Raw genomic sequence first — 19421 nt, forward strand, 5'->3', positions numbered from 1 at the left:
AAGGAAGGCCCCGATTAGAGGGGATTGAGACTGTGCAAATCCTGATTGGAGCATGGGCAGGAGAATGTGTCAGAAGGAAGGCCCCGATTAGAGGGGATTAAAAAAATAAGCAATGTTAAGTCATCGGCCCTTAGGGTAGATTTGAAACGATTTTTTTGAACACTGCTCGGGAATGTGATGCGTGCCGGGAATTCAGGAAAAAACCATAACCACGTGGGAAACAGGATGAGGGAAACAATGGTGAGAAAAGTATTGATTTGTACTGTTGGAGGCAGTTATCAGCCCATTGTAACAGCCATTGAGACCCTGGAGCCGGATTACATTTTTTTTGTATGCACACAAGGACCTCAGGGCTCGGAGTACCAGATAACAGGTAAAGGTAAAATTATTAAAGCCAGTTCCGATCAAAAATCAACCTTGCCAAATATCCCCACGCAGAAGGGATTGCAGGCGGATTGCTATGAGTTGGTTCATGTCGAAGCAGATAACCTGGATAGTACCTATAATACACTTTATAAAACCATTGATTCTTTAGATACCCGGTTTCCCGGGGCCGAGTTGATTGCAGACTATACCGGCGGCACAAAGGGAATGAGTGTTGCGCTTGTGCTTGCGGCCCTTGAACATGATCTGTCCTTGCATCTTGTCACCGGGCCGAGGCCCGATCTGGTGAAGGTGGCCGATAACACGCAATGGGGAGTCCCGGTCGATTATGAATCGATCCGCATGAGAAGGGAAATACGATTGGGTCTGGCCGCATGGGAACAATACGGCTATTCGCAGGCCGTGGAAACTTTGAAGAATATTAAGCGTACGTCCAATCCGGTTTTGCAAAAACACCATCTTATGGCCCTGAACCTGAGTAAAGCCTTTGACCATTGGGACAGGTTCGATCATGCGGCAGCATACGGTATTTTGTCCAGCTGTGCGGAAGATGTCGGACGGGAATATTCCAATTACCTGCGCATACTCGGCCTTTTTATGAAAGGCGGTCCGGCAAGGGAGCCTGCGTTGATTTGCGATTTGTGGCTGAATGCTTTGCGGAGGGCCGCGCAGGGGAGATACGATGATGCTGTTTCCAGGGCTTACAGGGTGCTGGAATGGGTGGCCCAGTGGCTGCTGCTGGATCGCTGTAAGGTGGATACCTGTAACCTGCCAAAAGATTTTATTCCGGATACAATAGGTATTATACCAAACCATAAAAATCGTCTTCAGGCACCTTTATTTTTAGCCTGGCAACTAGTAGAAGCAAAAACTGATACGAATATGGCGCAGTTTTTCAGAGAAAACAAAAAAAATTTTCAGAAAAAACTTGAAATCAGGAATGAGTCAATTCTTGCACATGGTTTTACCCCGGTAGATTTCAATAGGTGGTCTGAAATACTCGAATGGATGGACAATGGAGTACTCCCTGCTTTTTTAAAAGACGCAAGGCATACCGGGTTGAAAATGCCGGCGCAATTGCCGAGTATTTATAAATTTGAGGTGTAGAATCAAGTAGTTTTATGCGGGGTGTGCCCGGCATAAAAAAATCGTTTTCCTTTTTACCTTGCGTATTTTCCCCTGTCGTCTGTATGCTTACCTGAAATGCTCCCATCCTGGCTGAATAACCACAAACAAAAATTTTCCCTCATGTTTGAAATTCAATTGAAAAATCAATTTCCATGCCGTTACCGGATAATAGAGATGCAGTTGGCGATGAAACCGGAACAGGGAGGTTTTCCCGTATGCTTTATGGCGAGTACGATTTTGTGTGCCGTTTCGAAAATGAAGCGGTTCTTCCGGAATACAAGGGGTCGACATTTCACGGCGTATTCGGCCGGGCGCTGAAAAATGTGGTATGCGCCCTGAAACGCCGGCAAACATGCGATGATTGCCCCCTGCGCCACAGATGTCTTTATGTCCGGGTGTTTGAAACGCATCTGTCCGCAAACACCCACGGTTCGGCAGGCCATTTGTCCGAACTTCCTCACCCGTATGTCATTGAACCGCCGGACACCAGCGAAAACGTATTTGAAAAAGACCGGATGATTTCTTGCAGACTGGGGCTTTTTGGCAGCATCAACCAGGATCTGCCCTTTTTCGTGTATGCGTTTGACCGGATGGGCAGCACGGGCCTGGGCCGCCGGGTGGGCAAAAGCCGCGGAAAATTTTGTCTGGAGCAGGTGAGCAGTGGTAAAAAAGTCGTCTATACCAGGGAAAGCGGCCGGATTGACCCTGAAGGCTGTGCATATCCCCTGGGTCTGAAGCATACAAACGGCTGCGGGACCGGCCGGGTGACCATTCGGATAAAGACACCCCTGCGGGTCAAGCACCAGCAGCGGATTGCCCGGGAACTTCCCTTTCACGTGCTGACAAGGGCGATGCTTCGAAGAGTTTCCAGCCTGATGGCGGCCTACGGAGATGGCGAGCCGGAGCTGGACTACAGGGGCCTGGTAAAAAAAGCAGAGTCCGTGGAAATCTCTGATGCAAAGCTGAAATGGTATGACTGGCAGCGCTATTCCTTCCGCCGGAAAAAGCGGATGCCCATGGGCGGGCTGGTGGGCGCGGTAACCTATGAAAATGTGCCTTTGGATCTCCTGTCGCTCATTGATTTCTGCGAGAAGGTCCATGTTGGCAAAAATACGTCCTTCGGCCTGGGAAAGATCCGGCGGATCAGCCCTGAAGGCCGGAAAACCGTTGATTTTTAAACACAGGAGCGTGGTGGATGGACGATACAACCCTGAAAATTGCCATTGCGGGGTTTTCCCATGACATGGGAAAGCTTGCCGGAAAAGATGTGCTAAACCTGGACCCTGAAGAATTTGACAGGCGTGCGGCGGATTTTCTTCCCGTGCGCGACGGCCGATACACCCACGGCCATGCGCTGTATACGGCTTTGTTTATCGACCGGTTTATCGACTGCCTCCCCGAAGAGTTCAGCCGGCCCTGGGGGGAGGGCGACGGGCTTGTCAAATTGGCGGCATCCCACCACAGCCCGTCCACGGCCATGGAATGGATCATTGCCGAGGCCGACCGTATCTCCTCGGGTATGGACAGGGAGGAATATGACGCGGCAAAAAATGCCGCTGTCTCATTCCGGGATTTTGAAAAAACGCGCATGGTGCCAATCCTGGAATGCCTGGATCCTTCGGGGCAGGCCGATTTCACCACATCGGAGTGCTATGGGCATGCTTATCCCCTGCAGCCCCTTTCCCCGGAAAATATTTTCCCCCGGCCTGCCGGCGAAGTGATGCCCTCTGACCGTGAAACGGCAAAAGCCCAATACGCGGTCCTTTTTAAGGGATTTGGCCAAGCCCTGGAGCGGATACCCCACAGGGGCTGCATCGGGTTGTGGTTTGAGCATTTTGAAAGCCTTGTTATGCAGTATGCATCGCATCTGCCCGCTGCGCGCGCGGGAAACGTGATTCCGGATGTATCGCTTTTCGATCATATGAAAACCACGGCTGCGCTGGCTGCCGCGCTTTATGTCTATCACAGGGACACCGGTACGCTAGAGGCCAAAGCGGTGCGGGCTGAGGATCCAGAAAAGTTTCTCCTGGTCACCGGTGAGTTTCACGGGATTCAGAGCTTTATTTTCACCGGGTTTGGGGATACGCGCAGATTCCGCTCCAAGCTGCTGCGGGGACGTTCGTTTTACGTATCTGCAGTCATGGAAATGGCGGCGCACATGCTTTGTACGGAAATCGGAATACCCGTGACCTCCGTTATCCTGAATGCCGGCGGCAAGTTTACGATATTGGCTCCAAACACCAGCCAGGCCGGGCAAGCCGTTGAGCAAACAGCCCAAAAGATCGAGCAGTGGTTTGCGGGGCGTACTTTCGGGGAGGCCGGTATCAGTATATCCTCGGTAGCGGCGGCCCCGGCGGATTTTAAAAGCGGAGGCTACCAGGATCTGCATGACCGGATGAATCGTGCTGTCCTGGCAAAGAAATATAACCGCATTGACCTGGATGCCTATGGTGGGGTGATTGAAAACTATTTTGACGGGGTCAAGGAGGAGTTGTGCCCCTTTTGCGGCAAGCGGCCGGTGCATGCCGGCGCTGTTTTGCGCGAAGGCCACAAGGCCTGCACCCTTTGCCGGGACCATGTTTTTCTGGGGGAAAATCTCGTGCGCAAAGATGTGCTTGCGGTTCTGGATGCAAACACAGATAGCCATGCCGGGGCGAAAAAGTTGATGGAGCCTTTATTCGGCCGCTACCAGTTTGTTTTTCCCGAAGCCCTTTCAAATGGCCATGAAGCCGATGCAATGGAATCCGAAGCAGAGAAAAAGCAATTGCTGCGGTACTGGGCAATGGCGCTGCCTTCCGGCGGGCTGCCGACGCAGCAGGCCACCCTGAAGTTTTTTAACGGGTACGTGCCTGCTTATGGGCAGGAGGACCTGTCTGATCCCCGCATCCGGGCGGTTTCAGGCGAAGATGAGATCGATCTCGACCGGCAGGTTCGTGAAAATGCGCCCAAGATGTTTAATCATATTGCCGCCCTTGCCAAACAGGTGGATTCGGATGAAAGACTGGCCGGCGTGGAGGCGCTGGGCGTTGTCAAGGCGGACGTGGACAACCTGGGGCTGCTGATGACCTGCGGGCTTCGCGAAAATCTTTACAGCATATCCCGGATTGCGACCCTGAGCCGGCAGATGAACAACTTTTTTGCGGTGTTTCTTCCGCATTTTCTGGGAAAGCATCCTGCATACAAAAACATTTACACGGTTTTTGCCGGTGGAGACGACCTGTTTCTCATCGGCCCCTGGAATCATATCATGGACTTTGCCCCGGAACTGGCCGAAACATTTTCCGCCTATGTCTGCAAAAATTCCAATGTAACGCTTTCCGCGGGCATCTCTTTTCACAAGCCGCACACACCGGTCAACGCCATGGCAGAGGCGGCTGAATCCGCCCTGGAGCGGTCCAAAGCAGACGGTCGAAACCGCCTGACGGTTTTTGGCGAGACCGTGGTCTGGAACGAGGCATTTGATCTCTATGGGATTCGTGATGTTTTTGAAAGATGGCTGGAGCAGGAATATATCAGCCCCACCATGCTCTATCGCCTCAATCGGTTTGTGGAAATGGCGGACCGGGAACAGAAGCTGACTTCCGCTGACGGGGGAATCGATATGCAGGAGATGGAATGCACGCGGTGGCGGGCTCTGCTGGCCTATGCGGCGGAAAGAAACGTTTTGAAAACCGATGATCCGGCCGACCGGAAAAACAGGGTTGCAGAGGTTCACGGGAAAGCGGCCGAGTGGTTGACGAGCTGGGGCGGCAGCCTCCGTGTGCCCCTTTGGTATGTTCAATATAACAGAAGGTAAGAGGTGAATTATGGAAAAACCGAAAAGGATTGAGTTCTGGAAGGACAAGGAAAAGGGGCAGGTAGATCCGCTGCTGTTTTCCAAAACAGCGGATGAATGGGCCCAAAAATTCATAGGTGTCCGCCAAAAGAGCAATAAACTCAACAGTCCAAGCCAACTGCGAAAATTTTATGATGAAGTTGTTACGTTGAATACCACAGTACAAGCAAAAAAGCAGGATTTCGATCATGTATTGCCACTAGTTCATATGCTTGTCGCCAAAGCTGCATACGCAAAAGGGCGTGGCCATGTTTCGGATGATTTTATGACCTTTATAAGTACGTCTGTTGATAAAATCCAGGATGGTGCGGATTTAAATATTTTTGCTACGTTTTTCGAGGCAATTATAGGTTTTTACAAATATTATAACCCAGATTCCTCCAAAGCTTAAGGAGATTGCTATGAAATTATTAAGCATCAAAAATCTGACGGGTAGGATCGTTTTGCAAAGCGGCCTTCATATCGGCTCCGGTGATTCGGAAATGCGCATCGGTGGAACTGATAACCCGGTGGTCAAGCACCCCTACACCCTGGAGCCCTATATCCCGGGATCATCGATTAAGGGGAAGGTGCGCTCCCTGCTGGAGTTAAAAAGCGGCCTGATCGGAAGGCGCAGCAACGGAGACGGCGGACCGCTGGGACTAAAGGACCTGGAAAGCCTTGAAGGCGACGAGCGTCTTGAATGCATGGGCATTTTAAAGCTTTTTGGCATAAGCGGGGCAGACACCGATGAAAAGAGCGAAATCGGGCCTTCCCGCGCATCGTTTGCTGATTGTATGCTCGATGAGAACTGGAAGAAGCAGGAATTTATGAGCAGTCAGGGGTTTACGGAAATCAAATCTGAAAATGCCATTGACCGCATCAAGGGAACAGCCCTGAATCCGCGCTTCAGCGAAAGGGTGCCGGCCGGAACGGAATTTTGTTTTACCATCGGGCTCAAGGTGTTTGAAGGCGATCAAGGCCTTGAAGAAATTCTGCTGCAGGGGTTGAAGCTTCTGGAAATGGATGCCCTTGGGGGCAGCGGCAGCAGGGGATACGGCCGCGTCCGGTTTGAATTCGACGAAGAAGAAAACCGCCGGGCTTTTGCATCCACAACCCCGCTGTAGGCAGGAGGAAGCCGTGAAACTCTATGACATCACGATAGAACCATTATCCCCCATGGGAACCGTGCCCAAAGGCGACACCCTGTTTGGGCAGTTCTGCTGGCAGGTGGCCCATGATTCCAAACTGGCAGACGACGGATTGTCCGGCGTTTTGCAGGAATATGGCAACCGGCCCTTTGTTGTTTTTTCTTCTGCTTTTCCCAAAATTGAATCTGAATCACAGGTTCGCTACTATTTTCCCAGACCGCTGCACACAGTGGCAGGCAAAGGCGCCAGTCAAGGCGGCAGCCGGAAAAGCATCATTGAAAACCGCAAACTGGATCGGGCCAGAAAATGGATGGAAGTTTTTGGCGGCAAAGCCCTGGATGCCTCATCGACCTCGTTTTTGACCGACGAGGCCGTTGGCCGTATCCTGCTGGAATCATCCGGCGCCTGCGGCGGCAAAACCGGAGTGCATTCCGGCATTCCGGGCGTGCCGGCCCGGGCGGAAAGGCCGCACAACAGCATCAACCGAATGACCGGGACCACCGGAAGCGGTACGTTTGCCCCCTATACCACGGACGTATTGTACTATCTGCCGGGAATGAAGCTGGCCGTATTCGTGCTGATCGATGAATCGGCAACCGATATTGACCGGGTGGTTTGCGGTCTGGAGCGAATCGGCATGAGTGGTTTTGGCAGGGATGCTTCCACGGGCATGGGTCGATTCCGGATCGACTCGGCCGGGCCGGTTGAGGTCGCTTCTGTTGATCATGCAGATGCCATGTATGCCCTGGCCCCGGTTGTGCCGGAAAAGGGTCAATACCGGAATTTCTTTTTTACGCCTTTCGTGCGTTTCGGAAGGCATGGCGACCAGTTGGCTTCGAGTCGGGTGCCGTTTAAAAAACCGGTTGTCATGGCCGATGAAGGAGCCGTGTTGGTTCCCGGAGACAAAAAACAGTTCGAACGCCCCTGGCTGGGCACTGCGGTCAAAAATGTCTCTCGTGTTCAACCGGAAACCGTTGCCCAGGGATATGCTCCCTGGCTGCCCATTACCCTGGAGCTTTCGTATGACACAGGAAAATAGTTCGTTTGATTGCGTTTTGAAAGTGGTGTCCCCGGTTCACCTGGGATGCGGCGAGGTATATGAGCCGACCTGTTTTACGGTCGACGAGGAAAACAATGAAATGACGGTTTTTGATCCCATCTCCTTTATTGCGGACATGGAGGAGGAAGAGCGTTTGGCTTTTTCCGGGATCTGCCGCAAGGGAACTGTCGAATCGATTCTGGAGCTGTATAAATTTTTGCGCAACAAAAAGCCGCAGGGCCGGACAGTGGCGCTTTGCAACGGATTTGTGGATCACTACCGCAAAGTGCTGGACCTCAATCCGCGGGATAAAAATTTTTCCAGGCAGTTAAATCAGTTCCAGATAGAAAGAACCGCCTTCAGGCCTGCTGACCAGCGGCCGTATATTCCGGGAAGTGCCATAAAGGGTGCGCTGCGCACGGCATATGCCAACATGGCTGCCGGCGTGAAAAAAACGCCGCCGGACAAGCGCCGAAAAGGCAGTGAGCTGGAAAAAATATTATTGGAATATGATTTGCGCCGAACCGAAACCGATCCATTTAGAATGGTGAAAGTCTCTGATTTTCAGCCGGCAGGGTATGTTGCGGCAAAGGTGGTCTATGCTGTCAACAAAAAGAAAAGCCCCGGGGATAAAAATCCGAGAGGCAATGCCCAAATCATGGAAGTCATTGAGCCCGGAGCCATCTTTTACGGCCGGATATCGGTTGGCAGGGATTTGGGGGAATCGGTCATTAGCAATCCCGCTTCCCTGGAAAAACTTTTGGAAGGCGCAGTCCGGTTTTATGCAGGGCAGAACAAAAGAGAGCTGTCAGAACTGACCCGGGCAGGGCTGGGCGGCGTTGAAGTCGGTATTGATGAAAACAGGGTGCCAATGCGCATCGGCCGTCATTCAGGAGCTGAATGTCTGACCATTGAAGGGCATCGCAGCATACGGATCAATACGGGAAAGAAGAAACAGGATTTTTCCCTGGATCATGCCACCACCGTATGGCTTGCCTCGGAAACAAGCAACAATCAATATAACAAGGGGCTTCGTCCCTTTGGATGGGTGCAGGTCCAGCCCATGACAGGGGATCTGGAAAAAAAGATCAGCGCTTTTGAAACCGATTTTCAGCAGGACCGGGAGATTGCGCTCAGAAGAAGGCAGGAAGAAGCTGAAAGAATCCGCGCTGAAAAGGAGCAGGAGCGTATTGCCGAAGAAAGGCGACGGCAGGAGCAGGAGAGAAAGGAGCGTGAGGCGGCGGAAGAACAGGCGGCTCTGGAGGCCATGACGCCTGAAGATCGCGAGATATACGAACTGCAGCAACCGGGTGTTTCCGAAGAGAAAATCAATATTGCTTTTAAAAAAATCGACGAGTACAGCCCGGAAGGTCAAAAAGCCGTTGCCGCCGTGATCAAGGCTTATTGGCAGGCCAGTAACAAGTGGGTTAGAAAGGATTTTTCGCAAAAACAGTGGAAGGCTGCAAGGGAAAAAATCGCCAAGATTCAATCAATACTTGGAGAAAAGTGATTGGCGTTTGGTCTGCAAAAGAATGGCAGACATTAGCGGGAGGCTGGAAAATTTTGTATATATATAACAATCAAGCAGTTATGTTTTTCCGAAACCCCTGCCGGGTGCCTGAAAAAATTCCCAAACGTAAAAAAAGGCCAGGTCAGCCGGAAATGGGTTGCAACCGACTGGATTTTTGATATATTTTTTACCCAGAGTCTGAAGGAAGGCCCCGATTAGAGGGGATTGAGACTTTTTCAGACCGCCCAGTGTAACTCCCGACCACCGTCTGAAGGAAGGCCCCGATTAGAGGGGATTGAGACAGGGCCGGGCCTTTGGCTTTATTTCCCCATTCCATGTCTGAAGGAAGGCCCCGATTAGAGGGGATTGAGACCGTCTCGGTGTTCAATCCAGACTTTAAGCGCATAGGTCTGAAGGAAGGCCCCGATTAGAGGGGATTGAGACGAACAGGATTTCCGCCAGTGTCTGCCGTTCCTGCTGTCTGAAGGAAGGCCCCGATTAGAGGGGATTGAGACTTACACAGACACACACTCATGCACTCATGCACTTCAGTCTGAAGGAAGGCCCCGATTAGAGGGGATTGAGACCAGGTCGGCTCCCCTCAGGTCGGCTCCCCTCAGGTTGGTCTGAAGGAAGGCCCCGATTAGAGGGGATTGAGACTTCATACGATTGGAGGAGGCCATTAAACGGGGCAATGGTCTGAAGGAAGGCCCCGATTAGAGGGGATTGAGACCCTTTGAACTTACTTTTCTTTTTTGCTTTTGCCATGTCTGAAGGAAGGCCCCGATTAGAGGGGATTGAGACTTCAGAACGTCATATAATTCCTTTGCTTCACTCGATAAGTCTGAAGGAAGGCCCCGATTAGAGGGGATTGAGACACATTTTGAAAACCGCAGCAGGTATAACAAAAATCTGTCTGAAGGAAGGCCCCGATTAGAGGGGATTGAGACTTTTTCCCCTGGGAATCGGTAGCGGGAAAAAACGCGGTCTGAAGGAAGGCCCCGATTAGAGGGGATTGAGACAAAACAGCCCCCCAGATTTACGGAGGGTCCTCTTTGTCGTCTGAAGGAAGGCCCCGATTAGAGGGGATTGAGACTCAGCGTAACACTGTACCCGATTGATTGCAGCCATCGGTCTGAAGGAAGGCCCCGATTAGAGGGGATTGAGACTTGAGAGGCTTCCAAGTCGTTCGCATCCCTTCTTCCGTCTGAAGGAAGGCCCCGATTAGAGGGGATTGAGACTATTTTATTTTTTATTTATCTGCATCCTCGGGATCTGTCTGAAGGAAGGCCCCGATTAGAGGGGATTGAGACTTAAAGCCCCAGGTTTTTGCGGACATCTGCCAGGTAGTGTCTGAAGGAAGGCCCCGATTAGAGGGGATTGAGACTTTATAATGCGACACGGTTTTGCGGTCTTCATATTTTGTCTGAAGGAAGGCCCCGATTAGAGGGGATTGAGACATAGCCAACGTTTGCGTCGTATTTCTTTGCCGATTCAGAGTCTGAAGGAAGGCCCCGATTAGAGGGGATTGAGACTTACCGAACTTCCTGGAGAAGAATTCTTGTGATGGGTCTGAAGGAAGGCCCCGATTAGAGGGGATTGAGACAAAAAGGGAGCCTCTCCCTGACGTTGGATGTTTATAGTCTGAAGGAAGGCCCCGATTAGAGGGGATTGAGACGACCTTTAACCCCGATCCAAGGCCCCTCCTGGATCGGGTCAGAAGGAAGGCCCCGATTAGAGGGGATTGAGACTTTGCCTGGAATACTTTCACGTCGGACGTAGAAGGTCAGAAGGAAGGCCCCGATTAGAGGGGATTGCGCTGGTTTAATAGGGCAAAAGCCGTGAATCGTTTTAAAGGAAACAACCTTGCACAAATCTGGTGAACAAATCCTTTTTACAGCCGGCGATATTGTCAACTTCCTGTCCTGCCCGCACCACACCGCCCTGGACCTGGCTGATCTGCAAGCGCCGCTTCCCAAAACCGAAGCCAACGAGGAGCTGCGTCTCATTCAGGCAAAGGGGGCCCTGCATGAGAGTCAGCATGCCAAACAGCTTCGCAAGCAGCACCATGAGTTCGTGGATATCCGTGATGCCGGGGATGGCGCACGTGAACGGATACGGGCGACCCGGCAAGCCATGCAGGCCGGGGCGGATATCCTTTACCAGCCCGTGCTCCGTGATGGATGCCTGACCGGCACGGCTGATTTTTTCCGCCGGATTGAACGGCCCTCGGCTTTGGGAGCCTGGAGCTATGAAGTGCTTGATACCAAGCTGGCCATGAGCGCCAGAACCCGGTTTGTCATTCAGCTTGCCTTTTATTCAAAGATCCTGGCGGCCGTTCAAGGGCTTTTGCCTGCCCGTATGCATGTCGTATTGGGTGATGGAAGAGAAAAGGCCTACGCATTCAAAGATTACAACTGGTATCTGGAGCGCCTTTTGCAGCGGTTTTTTGAGCAAGTGCAGTCCGAATTGGAAGGGTGTGCCAAAGAAACCAGTCCCGAGCCAAGGGATCACTGCGAGGTCTGCCGGTGGATGGAAATTTGCGAAAAACAGCGGCAAAAAGCCGATCACCTGTGGCAGGTGGCCAATATCCGCAAATCTCAGATTCGCAAACTCCAGGGGGCAGGTATCCACACCATGGAAGCCCTTGCAAAAATGGATCCGGATATGCACATACCCGGCATGGCCGAAGGCACGCTGGATACGATTCAACGGCAGGCCCGGCTCCAGGTACTGGCCCGGGAGCAGAATGAGAACATGCTGGAGCACCTGCCATTGGTGCCGGGGCAGAAACGGGGTTTTGAAAGGCTTCCCCGTCCTTCGGAAGGGGACATGTTTTTTGACATGGAAGGCAACCCCCTGGAAGAAGGCGGCCTGGAATATCTTTTCGGGCTCTGTTTTCTTGACCATGGCAAGCCGGTATTCAAAGCCTTCTGGGCCCACAGCCGGTCAGAGGAAAAGACCGCCTTTGAGGGATTTATCGATTTTGTGACCCGTCGCCTGAGGGCCTATCCTGATGCGCATATCTATCACTACGCCCATTATGAACAGACAGCCCTGAAAAGACTCATGTCCCTGCACGGCACCCGGGAGGCGGAGGTGGACAACCTTCTCCGGGCGGGCAGGCTGGTGGATCTCTACAAGGTGGTCCGGGAAGGGCTCCGGGTTTCTGAGCCGTCTTATTCCATCAAGAATCTGGAACATTTTTACATGGAAAAACGCTCCGGCGATGTGCAGTCCGCCGGGGCCAGCATCGTGTATTATGAACGCTGGAAGGAAACAGGCGATACCAGGCTTTTGGAAAAAATCCGGGCCTACAATGAGGATGATGTGGTCTCCACCTGCAGGCTGCGGCAATGGCTCCTGGAACTTCGGCCCGAAGGGATCGCCTGGGCGGGTGATGACCCGGATAAACAAGTCCCTGTTGCCGATCCCGGGGCCTTGAATGCCCACGAGCAGCGCATTGAGGCCTACAGGCAGCTTTTGTTGGGAGATCTGCCCCAGGACCGTTCCGATTGGGGAGAAGAATCGCATTTGCGGGAGCTGGCCTGGCAGCTGCTTGATTTTCACCGGCGGGAGGACAAGCCCCAGTGGTGGGCCATGTTTGCCAGAATGGAGATGGATGCCCGGGAACTGGCCGAAGACATTGAGTGCATTGCAGGGCTGGAATTGGACCCGGCAATTCCGCCGTTTCCTGTCAAAAAATCGATTTGCTACACTTTCACGTTTCCAGAGCAGGAAACCAAGCTCAAAACCGGGGACAAGGCAGCCCGGCTGGATACGGGGAAGGCTCTGAGCAGCCTGGTGATTGATGAGCAAGCCCGCAGGGTGTCATTTACCCTTTCCCAAAAAGCCGATCCGCCGCCTGAATGCCTCCATATCGGACCCGGCGGACCCATTTACAACGATTTGCTTCGGGAAGCGGTATTTCGTTTTGCAGACACCCTGGTTAACGGAAACCAGAGATACCGGGCTGTCGAATCCATGCTGCGGCGCGAGATGCCGCGCATCCGGAACCATAAACCCAAAAAACCTGTTGTGGATGAAAAAAAAGATATCGTGCCGCAGGTCACCCGGGCTGTGGCCGGACTCAATGAGAGCTGCCTTTTTGTACAGGGTCCTCCGGGATCCGGCAAGACATATACCGGATCCCGGGTGATTGTTGAGTTGCTGAAACAGGGATTCCGGGTCGGGGTATCGTCAAACAGCCATAAGGCGATCTCCAATCTGTTGCATGCGGTGGAAGACGCGGCCATGAAGGCCGGCGTGCGGTTTGCCGGGGTGAAAAAAAGTAACAGGGGCAACGATGGCACCTTGCTCAATGGCCGGATGATTCGGGACGTGTTTGACAACATGTCCGCCGCCCACCCTGGAAACCAGCTGGTTGCCGGTACGGCCTGGCTTTTTTCCAGGCCTGAGATGGACCGGCAGCTGGATTTTCTGTTCGTGGACGAGGCCGGCCAGGTCTCACTGGCCAACTTGGCTGCCATGGGGGTTTCCGCAAAAAATTTGGTGCTGCTGGGCGACCAGATGCAACTCGGCCAGCCCATTCAGGGGATTCATCCGGGCCGGTCCGGGGAATCGTCTTTGGAGTACCTGTTAAACGGCCTGGCCACCATACCGCCGGAGCAGGGCGTATTTCTCAAGACCACATGGCGGATGCATCCGGATGTCTGCCGGCTGATATCAGAGATGATTTATGACGGTCGCCTGGAGCCGGAGCCGAATAACAGCCGCCAGGAACTGATCCTGAAACATGGTGCACATCCATACCTGCTGCCGGCAGGCGTTCGTTTCGTGCCGGCAGTCCATGACGGGTGTGCCCGCAAAAGCCAGGAGGAAGCCGCGGTCGTCAGGGAGATGGTGGAAAGCCTTGTTTGTCAACAGTACCGGGACCGCGCTGGAAAGGTGCATGATTTTGGCCTGGACAATATCCTGGTGGTTGCGCCTTACAACATGCAAGTGAATCTGCTGAAACAGATCCTGCCGGAAGGCGCCCGGGTGGGCACAGTAGACAGGTTCCAGGGGCAGCAGGCTGAGGTGGTGATCGTTTCCATGGCCACCTCTGGCGAGGCCTGTCTTCCCCGAAATATTGATTTCCTCTATAGCAAGAACCGTTTGAACGTGGCCCTCTCCCGTGCCCGGTCCCTGGCTGTGCTGGTGGCTTCCCCGGAGCTGATGTCCATTAACTGCTCCCGGCCGCAAGAAGCGGCCCTGGTCAATGCCCTCTGCCGGTTTTGGGCCGGAGATATTCAGCCTTGAATGCCTCTTTGGCTTCCCGGATGGCAGATACAAGTTCCGCTTTCATAGATTCTCTGTTGATGGCTGATTCAAGCATAAGCAGCATTTTATCCACAGTGACGCCCGCAGTGACAGCCCCGATTATCCCGCCGACAACCGCCCCGGCGGCCGTGCCCACCGCCGGTATGGAGGAGCCGATTGCCGCTCCGGCCAAAGCCCCTGCCCCTGCCCCCCCTGTTGAGCCGGCGGCCTTGCTGGCGACAATTTTGGTTACTGCTTTGGCCGCCACTTTGAGAGTGTTTTTGGCAGCGGCCTTGCGCAGAACTTTTTTGATTACAAGAGCAGTGATCGTGCCGTTAATACCGGCCAGGGTTCCTGCCCCCGCGATCATGCGGGCGTTAAAACCAATTACATCTGCAGGCAGGGAAAGGTTTAACGCTTCTTCTGGAGAAATTTGCGAGACGACCTCGAAGTGGCTGTATTCGGACTTATTTACCTGATTTTGCGCCATAACCTGTTCAGCTTTGTCCCGGTAGGTCTGCTTAGCGGCCTCATATCCGGCTATGGCCTGATTGAGTTCGGATTCCACCTGGTGCAAGGGTTGGCCCTTGTTTAGAAATTCTTCGAGTTTAAGGGCCATGTAGTCTTCAAGGTCTCCGGTCATCATTTTGCCGATTCGAAGGTATTCGGCCGGCAGGCTGTAATACCAGTCCAGGTAGGCGTCCACATTTTTTTCCATGTGAACAAAGGCGCTGTCGATCCGATTATTTAGCCGAATGACAGCTGCGTCGAATTTCATTTCAGCAGATAATCTGGCCCGAGTCAGCTGGTCAATGGTTCCTGTCTGGAAAAATTCACTGCCAATCTTATCGAGCATGGGGATAAATTTATGCTCTGCTGTTTTTCTGGCATTGTGGATTTGCGGTTTTTGTTGAAAAGTTGTTTCTATGGTGACAAATGCAGGGAGATAGATAAAAAACAACACAAAAACGATTATTGCCGTGTTCATGGCTATCCGGCCAGGGGCAATCGACGGAGGAACCGGGGCTTCGGTAAGCGGGCCGAATATCCGGCGGAATTCCGCGGCCGGGATTGCAAAGCACGAGAGCATGGCGCTGACGTTGAAAAATATGGCCAAATTCACAATGCACTTAAATACTATGATCAGCAGCCTGCTCTTCTCCCCGACCCGATGGATAAGGAAGGTCTCTGTTGCCTCATACGTGGCCACCCAGTAAGCGGTTTCTTGTGCCAGTGCGCTGCCGGTCATCTCTGCGACTTTTTCCGTCCGGACCTGCACGGCTTCTTCAATGGAGCCATGCCCGGGATAGTCTGCATAAAAGCTGATCAGGCCTGTATAAATGATTACCATAATAATCGGCGCGAAGTATTTTGCACTTCGCAATGCCATGCCTGTAATCAGAAAATCTTTCATTTCCCTGCGAATCAGTTTTCGGCTGAAGGAAAATAGGGTCCAGAAAACCGGAATGGCCATGGAGAGTGCTATCCATTCCTGCCATGTATAGATATGGAAATGGATCAGCATAAAAAATGATGATACCAATGCCCAGAAAATCCATAAAACAGACTTGAGAAGGCGACGTGAGAGTATAAAATAGATAATCCCCTGGCTGGAGAAGAATGTGAGTTGTTGTATCTTCCGCAGAGTTACTGCGTAAATGCCGCTCAGGGCGATTGGTGTGCTGTATATTGCCACCCCAAGAACAGTCCAGCAAAAGTTGTTGCTGTTTCCAACCAACTGGGAAAGAATCCAAATCAGTACCCCCCATACAATGGCTTTGATCATATAGGCAGAAAAACTTGCCTGCGGCTTTGGCTGGGGGGTATCGGTATTTGGCCGGTCGGTTCCGACAGATTTGTTCCGGTCCTGCGTATCTGCTTTGTCTTTTATTTTATGCATTGCTGTCGGCAGATCTGATTTCTCAGGCATTGGTTTTCACCTTTTTATATTTGGTTAGCTTTAATGCTTGTTAGAAAATATCACGGTGCTGGGAAACATTTTTTCAAATTTTTATTGCAAGCAAATTCAATTTACCGGAAAATGTCGCTGTCAAGTCATTGGCCGCAACAGAACTGTCAAAATGAATTTGAAAAAAGACTGCTCCATTGCGTTTTTATTAAAAGGGCAGTTTGGGCTATAAGAAGGGCCCGGGGCTTAATGATTTTCATAATTAAATGGCAAAGTCGGTGTGTGCCGCTGTGCCGTAAAGCGAAAAACCACAGGAACCAATTCAGATATGACCATTCAATTGCCTTCGCCAAATATTTTCGACAAGATTTTGGGCATTGTCGGGAAAAAACGTGGAATCATCATATCGGCAAAGCCATATAAACAATATGGGCCGTATGTTTACTTTAAAGGAAAAAGAAAAAGTTTTCTGAAAACGCTTTTGGGGCGTAAAAGACAGGCCGGGAAAGCTGCAATTCCCGCAGTGAAAAATGTCACCCCTGGTGACAACTATGTTTTATACGTGGAATTTGAAAACGGCGAATCCGGGCGGCTTGATATGAAGCCCGCCCTTGGTTTCGGGGTTTTCAGAAAATTGAAGAACCAGGAAACATTTAAACAGGTGCGGGTAAGCTTTGATACGATTCAATGGGATTGCGGCGTGGATCTTGATCCCGAATATGTCTACAAAAAAGCAGTTAGAAAAGAGACAGTGTAAGATTTCGCAGTAATTCAGGGGATTGTATTCATGAAAATCCAGTTTGATCCGCCTTATGCCGGCCATTGATGCGATCCGGAATCAAAAGGCCCGGATTTCAGAGTATAGAGGTATGTCGCGCATTTTCATGACCATATCTCTGTCGCGATAGAAGCCGTCCATTGTTTCGGGGCAATGGCATTCTTAAATCTCTTTGAGGGGTTTGTTGGCCGGGCTTTGCCGGATGGCCGCACGAAATTGTTCCAGCGCTTCGGACAGGGCTGTCAATGGCTCTGTTTTTCCCACCGGAATCCACTGCGTTCCCTTGTGCTCCATGGCCTCTATGACAAAAGCCACTGTGAAGTCGTTGATATCCCGTGCCGGCTGGTAGGCGGTTTCTTTTTCATCTCTGGACGGGGTGGCGGATACCAGGCCGCATCGGCAAAGCTCGGAGATGATTTCTTCAACCAGACGGATGGGGATATCCAGGCTCCGGGATATGGCCCGCAGGGTCATGGGGTTTTGTCCCCGGACAAATTGGGTGACCAAAAGATGGGCAACCTGCAGGCTCAAAAGCTTTCGAAAAGACGGGCTGATGTTTTTTCTGTCCGGGTCAAATTCATAGTCCTCCACATTCTGGTGGGCGCAGGACAGTTCGGCCCCGAACAAAACAATGAGCCAGCTGAGCTGCAGCCAGATCAGAAACAGGGGCAATGCGGCAAAGCTGCCGTAAATGGCGTTATACTGGGCCATCCCCACCTGAAAGACAATGTAGAACTTCTGCACGATGACAAAAAGGCTTCCGGCCACCACTCCGGCAATCAGGCCGGATGTGTAATTGATCCTGGCATTGGGCATAAAGATGTATAAAAAGGCAAACAGGATCCAGACCAGACAATAGGGAAGGACGCCCAGCAGGAGACTGATCAGTGGGGAGAAGACACCCAGCAAAGCGATTTGCTCCGTAATCCGGTGCACCTGGGTGGCCACCATGACCGTGACGCTGCTTGACATAATCAGCAAAACCGGGGCAATGAGCATAATGGAGAGATAATCGCTGAACCTTCGGCCAATGGAGCGGGCGGATTTAATGCGCCAGATGTCGTTTAGCGATTTTTCAATGTGACCCAGAACCCGTATAACCGCCCAGAGAAGAACCGCCACGCCCACGCCGGCAATCAGCCCGCCTTTGGTGTTTTCCAGCAACTGCTGCTCCAGCCGGCTCTGGAAGCCAAACCCCTTGGCAATGGCAAAGGCCATGGCCACCACCGGAACAATGGAAAGAAGGGCATAAAAGGTCAGCGCCGAAGCCCGGAGCGGGCATTTGTCTTCGATGAATTCTTTTGCGGCAATGATGACAATCAGCAGATTTTGAATCAGCAGGCGCCTGCCCCGGGACAGGTCCCTGAACCGGATTTTCCAGATATCTTCCCGGATAAACCTGTCGGCTGCAGCTACCCATTCCGGTTTTTTCATCAGCAACGTCTCCCGGGTTTGTATAAAAGTAAACGGGCGGAAAAATGATTATTTGCAGATCAGTATATCGGCAATACGGCATTTGTCAATTTACGGCACCATCTAAAAACTTACTTTTTACAAACCCGTTCCCCGGGGACGCGGCGGGAGACTGCGGTCCGGGGATTTTTATACCCGCAGGATGCCGTTGACCTTCTGGGCCACTTCATTTAGGTCGTGTTCGTCGGGCCGGCCCCGGATATCGCCCAGCCGGCCGGCTTCCGAGAATTTCTGCATTTTTTCGGGCACGTATTCGCCTGGCACGTACCATTCACCCAGGATGGTAAAGCCCAGGTGGTCAAAAAGCTGGCCCATGAATTTCACCGCTGGTATGGCCTCGTTGATGCCGGTGTGCACGCCGCCGTAGGTGCAGTAGATCACGGCATTTTTCCCGGCGCGTTTGGGCGATGCCGGCTTGATGTCCCCGTTTTCGGCATGCTTGCGCCGCAGCCGGCCAAACAGGTCCTGCATGGATTTGCCGGGCAGCCATTCATAGACCCCGGAGCCGGCAAAAACCATGTCATAATCCAGCAGGTTGATATCATCGCCGGTGTTTTTGCCCACTTTTACCGAGTCCACCTGGTGGCCGGCATTGTTTAAGGCCTGATCAATGGTTTCTGCAACCTTGCGCGTGTTTCCGGTGGATGTGTAGTAGAGATGCAGTATCTTCATAATCCTTGCCACTCCTTTTGCCTGTTGTATGGATCATACATAATGAAAATAAACCTGCTGATGGCCATAAAATAATTAAAAATTGAGAAATGTCAAAATATCCGGCAGGTTGCCGGTTGGCCCAAAACTGCGGCCGTTGTTTTGTCAAACCATTGCCGGCGGTTTATCTTCCAATCGCCCCCTTATGATCAAAATCAAAAACTGATGGCGCCGTAAAAAGTTCAATATCTGCGTTACGCGCAATTTCTCAGAATTTCACGTACGGCCAAGTACGCTGCATTCTTCGAAATTGCGCAAGCCT

The 19421-nt window shown here is 52.0% G+C and carries 12 protein-coding genes and 1 CRISPR repeat array; of the genes, 9 read left to right on the top strand and 3 right to left on the bottom strand.

Features of this window, described 5'->3' with window-relative positions; genetic code table 11:
* Positions 1 to 237: 237 nt before the first annotated feature.
* From ACTCIA_RS13945 to ACTCIA_RS13980, 8 genes are all read left to right on the top strand, one after another.
* Positions 238 to 1491 (top strand): hypothetical protein, encoded by a 1254-nt coding sequence (locus tag ACTCIA_RS13945; RefSeq protein ID WP_463002420.1) that lies wholly within the window; start codon positions 238 to 240, stop codon positions 1489 to 1491.
* Between the two features lie 236 nt (positions 1492 to 1727).
* Positions 1728 to 2690, top strand: coding sequence for a CRISPR system precrRNA processing endoribonuclease RAMP protein Cas6 (cas6, locus tag ACTCIA_RS13950; protein WP_463002421.1), 963 nt, complete (start codon positions 1728 to 1730; stop codon positions 2688 to 2690).
* A gap of 17 nt (positions 2691 to 2707) precedes the next feature.
* On the top strand, positions 2708 to 5308 hold the full coding sequence (gene cas10 / locus ACTCIA_RS13955; protein WP_463002422.1) for a type III-A CRISPR-associated protein Cas10/Csm1: 2601 nt from the start codon (positions 2708 to 2710) through the stop codon (positions 5306 to 5308).
* Positions 5309 to 5318: 10 nt separating this feature from the next.
* On the top strand, positions 5319 to 5738 hold the full coding sequence (gene csm2, locus ACTCIA_RS13960; RefSeq protein WP_463002423.1) for a type III-A CRISPR-associated protein Csm2: 420 nt from the start codon (positions 5319 to 5321) through the stop codon (positions 5736 to 5738).
* Positions 5739 to 5748: 10 nt separating this feature from the next.
* On the top strand, positions 5749 to 6453 hold the full coding sequence (gene csm3, locus ACTCIA_RS13965) for a type III-A CRISPR-associated RAMP protein Csm3 (protein WP_463002424.1): 705 nt from the start codon (positions 5749 to 5751) through the stop codon (positions 6451 to 6453).
* Positions 6454 to 6466: 13 nt separating this feature from the next.
* Positions 6467 to 7516 carry a type III-A CRISPR-associated RAMP protein Csm4 gene (gene csm4 / locus ACTCIA_RS13970; protein WP_463002425.1) on the top strand — a complete coding sequence of 350 codons (1050 nt, stop codon included), beginning with the start codon at positions 6467 to 6469 and terminating at the stop codon, positions 7514 to 7516.
* Positions 7500 to 9026 carry a type III-A CRISPR-associated RAMP protein Csm5 gene (gene csm5 / locus ACTCIA_RS13975; protein WP_463002426.1) on the top strand — a complete coding sequence of 509 codons (1527 nt, stop codon included), beginning with the start codon at positions 7500 to 7502 and terminating at the stop codon, positions 9024 to 9026. Before csm4 ends, csm5 begins: the two co-directional genes overlap by 17 nt.
* Positions 9027 to 9222: 196 nt before the next feature.
* A CRISPR array of direct repeats spans positions 9223 to 10847; the repeat unit is 36 nt; unit sequence GTCTGAAGGAAGGCCCCGATTAGAGGGGATTGAGAC.
* A gap of 45 nt (positions 10848 to 10892) precedes the next feature.
* Positions 10893 to 14288: a TM0106 family RecB-like putative nuclease gene (locus tag ACTCIA_RS13980; protein ID WP_463002427.1), complete on the top strand. Its 3396-nt coding sequence runs from the start codon at positions 10893 to 10895 to the stop codon at positions 14286 to 14288.
* Here ACTCIA_RS13980 and ACTCIA_RS13985 read toward each other — a convergent pair.
* On the bottom strand, positions 14245 to 15762 hold the full coding sequence (locus ACTCIA_RS13985) for a hypothetical protein (protein WP_463002428.1): 1518 nt from the start codon (positions 15760 to 15762) through the stop codon (positions 14245 to 14247). The two genes, ACTCIA_RS13980 and ACTCIA_RS13985, sit on opposite strands and share 44 nt — an antisense overlap.
* A 763-nt stretch (positions 15763 to 16525) precedes the next feature.
* Here ACTCIA_RS13985 and ACTCIA_RS13990 point away from each other — a divergent pair.
* The gene (locus ACTCIA_RS13990; protein WP_463002429.1) at positions 16526 to 16954 is read left to right on the top strand and encodes a DUF2442 domain-containing protein; all 429 of its coding nucleotides are present in this window, start codon (positions 16526 to 16528) and stop codon (positions 16952 to 16954) included.
* A 183-nt stretch (positions 16955 to 17137) separates the two neighbouring features.
* On the opposite strand, the gene ACTCIA_RS13995 is transcribed toward ACTCIA_RS13990, so the two are convergent.
* A complete protein-coding gene (locus ACTCIA_RS13995) occupies positions 17138 to 18409 on the bottom strand; it encodes a YhjD/YihY/BrkB family envelope integrity protein (RefSeq protein ID WP_463002430.1) in 1272 nt (423 codons plus the stop codon).
* 168 nt (positions 18410 to 18577) lie between these two features.
* Complete coding sequence (locus ACTCIA_RS14000) at positions 18578 to 19120, bottom strand: flavodoxin family protein (protein WP_463002431.1); 543 nt, start codon at positions 19118 to 19120, stop codon at positions 18578 to 18580.
* Positions 19121 to 19421: the final 301 nt, after the last annotated feature.

The organism is Desulfosalsimonas sp., assembly GCF_055149105.1.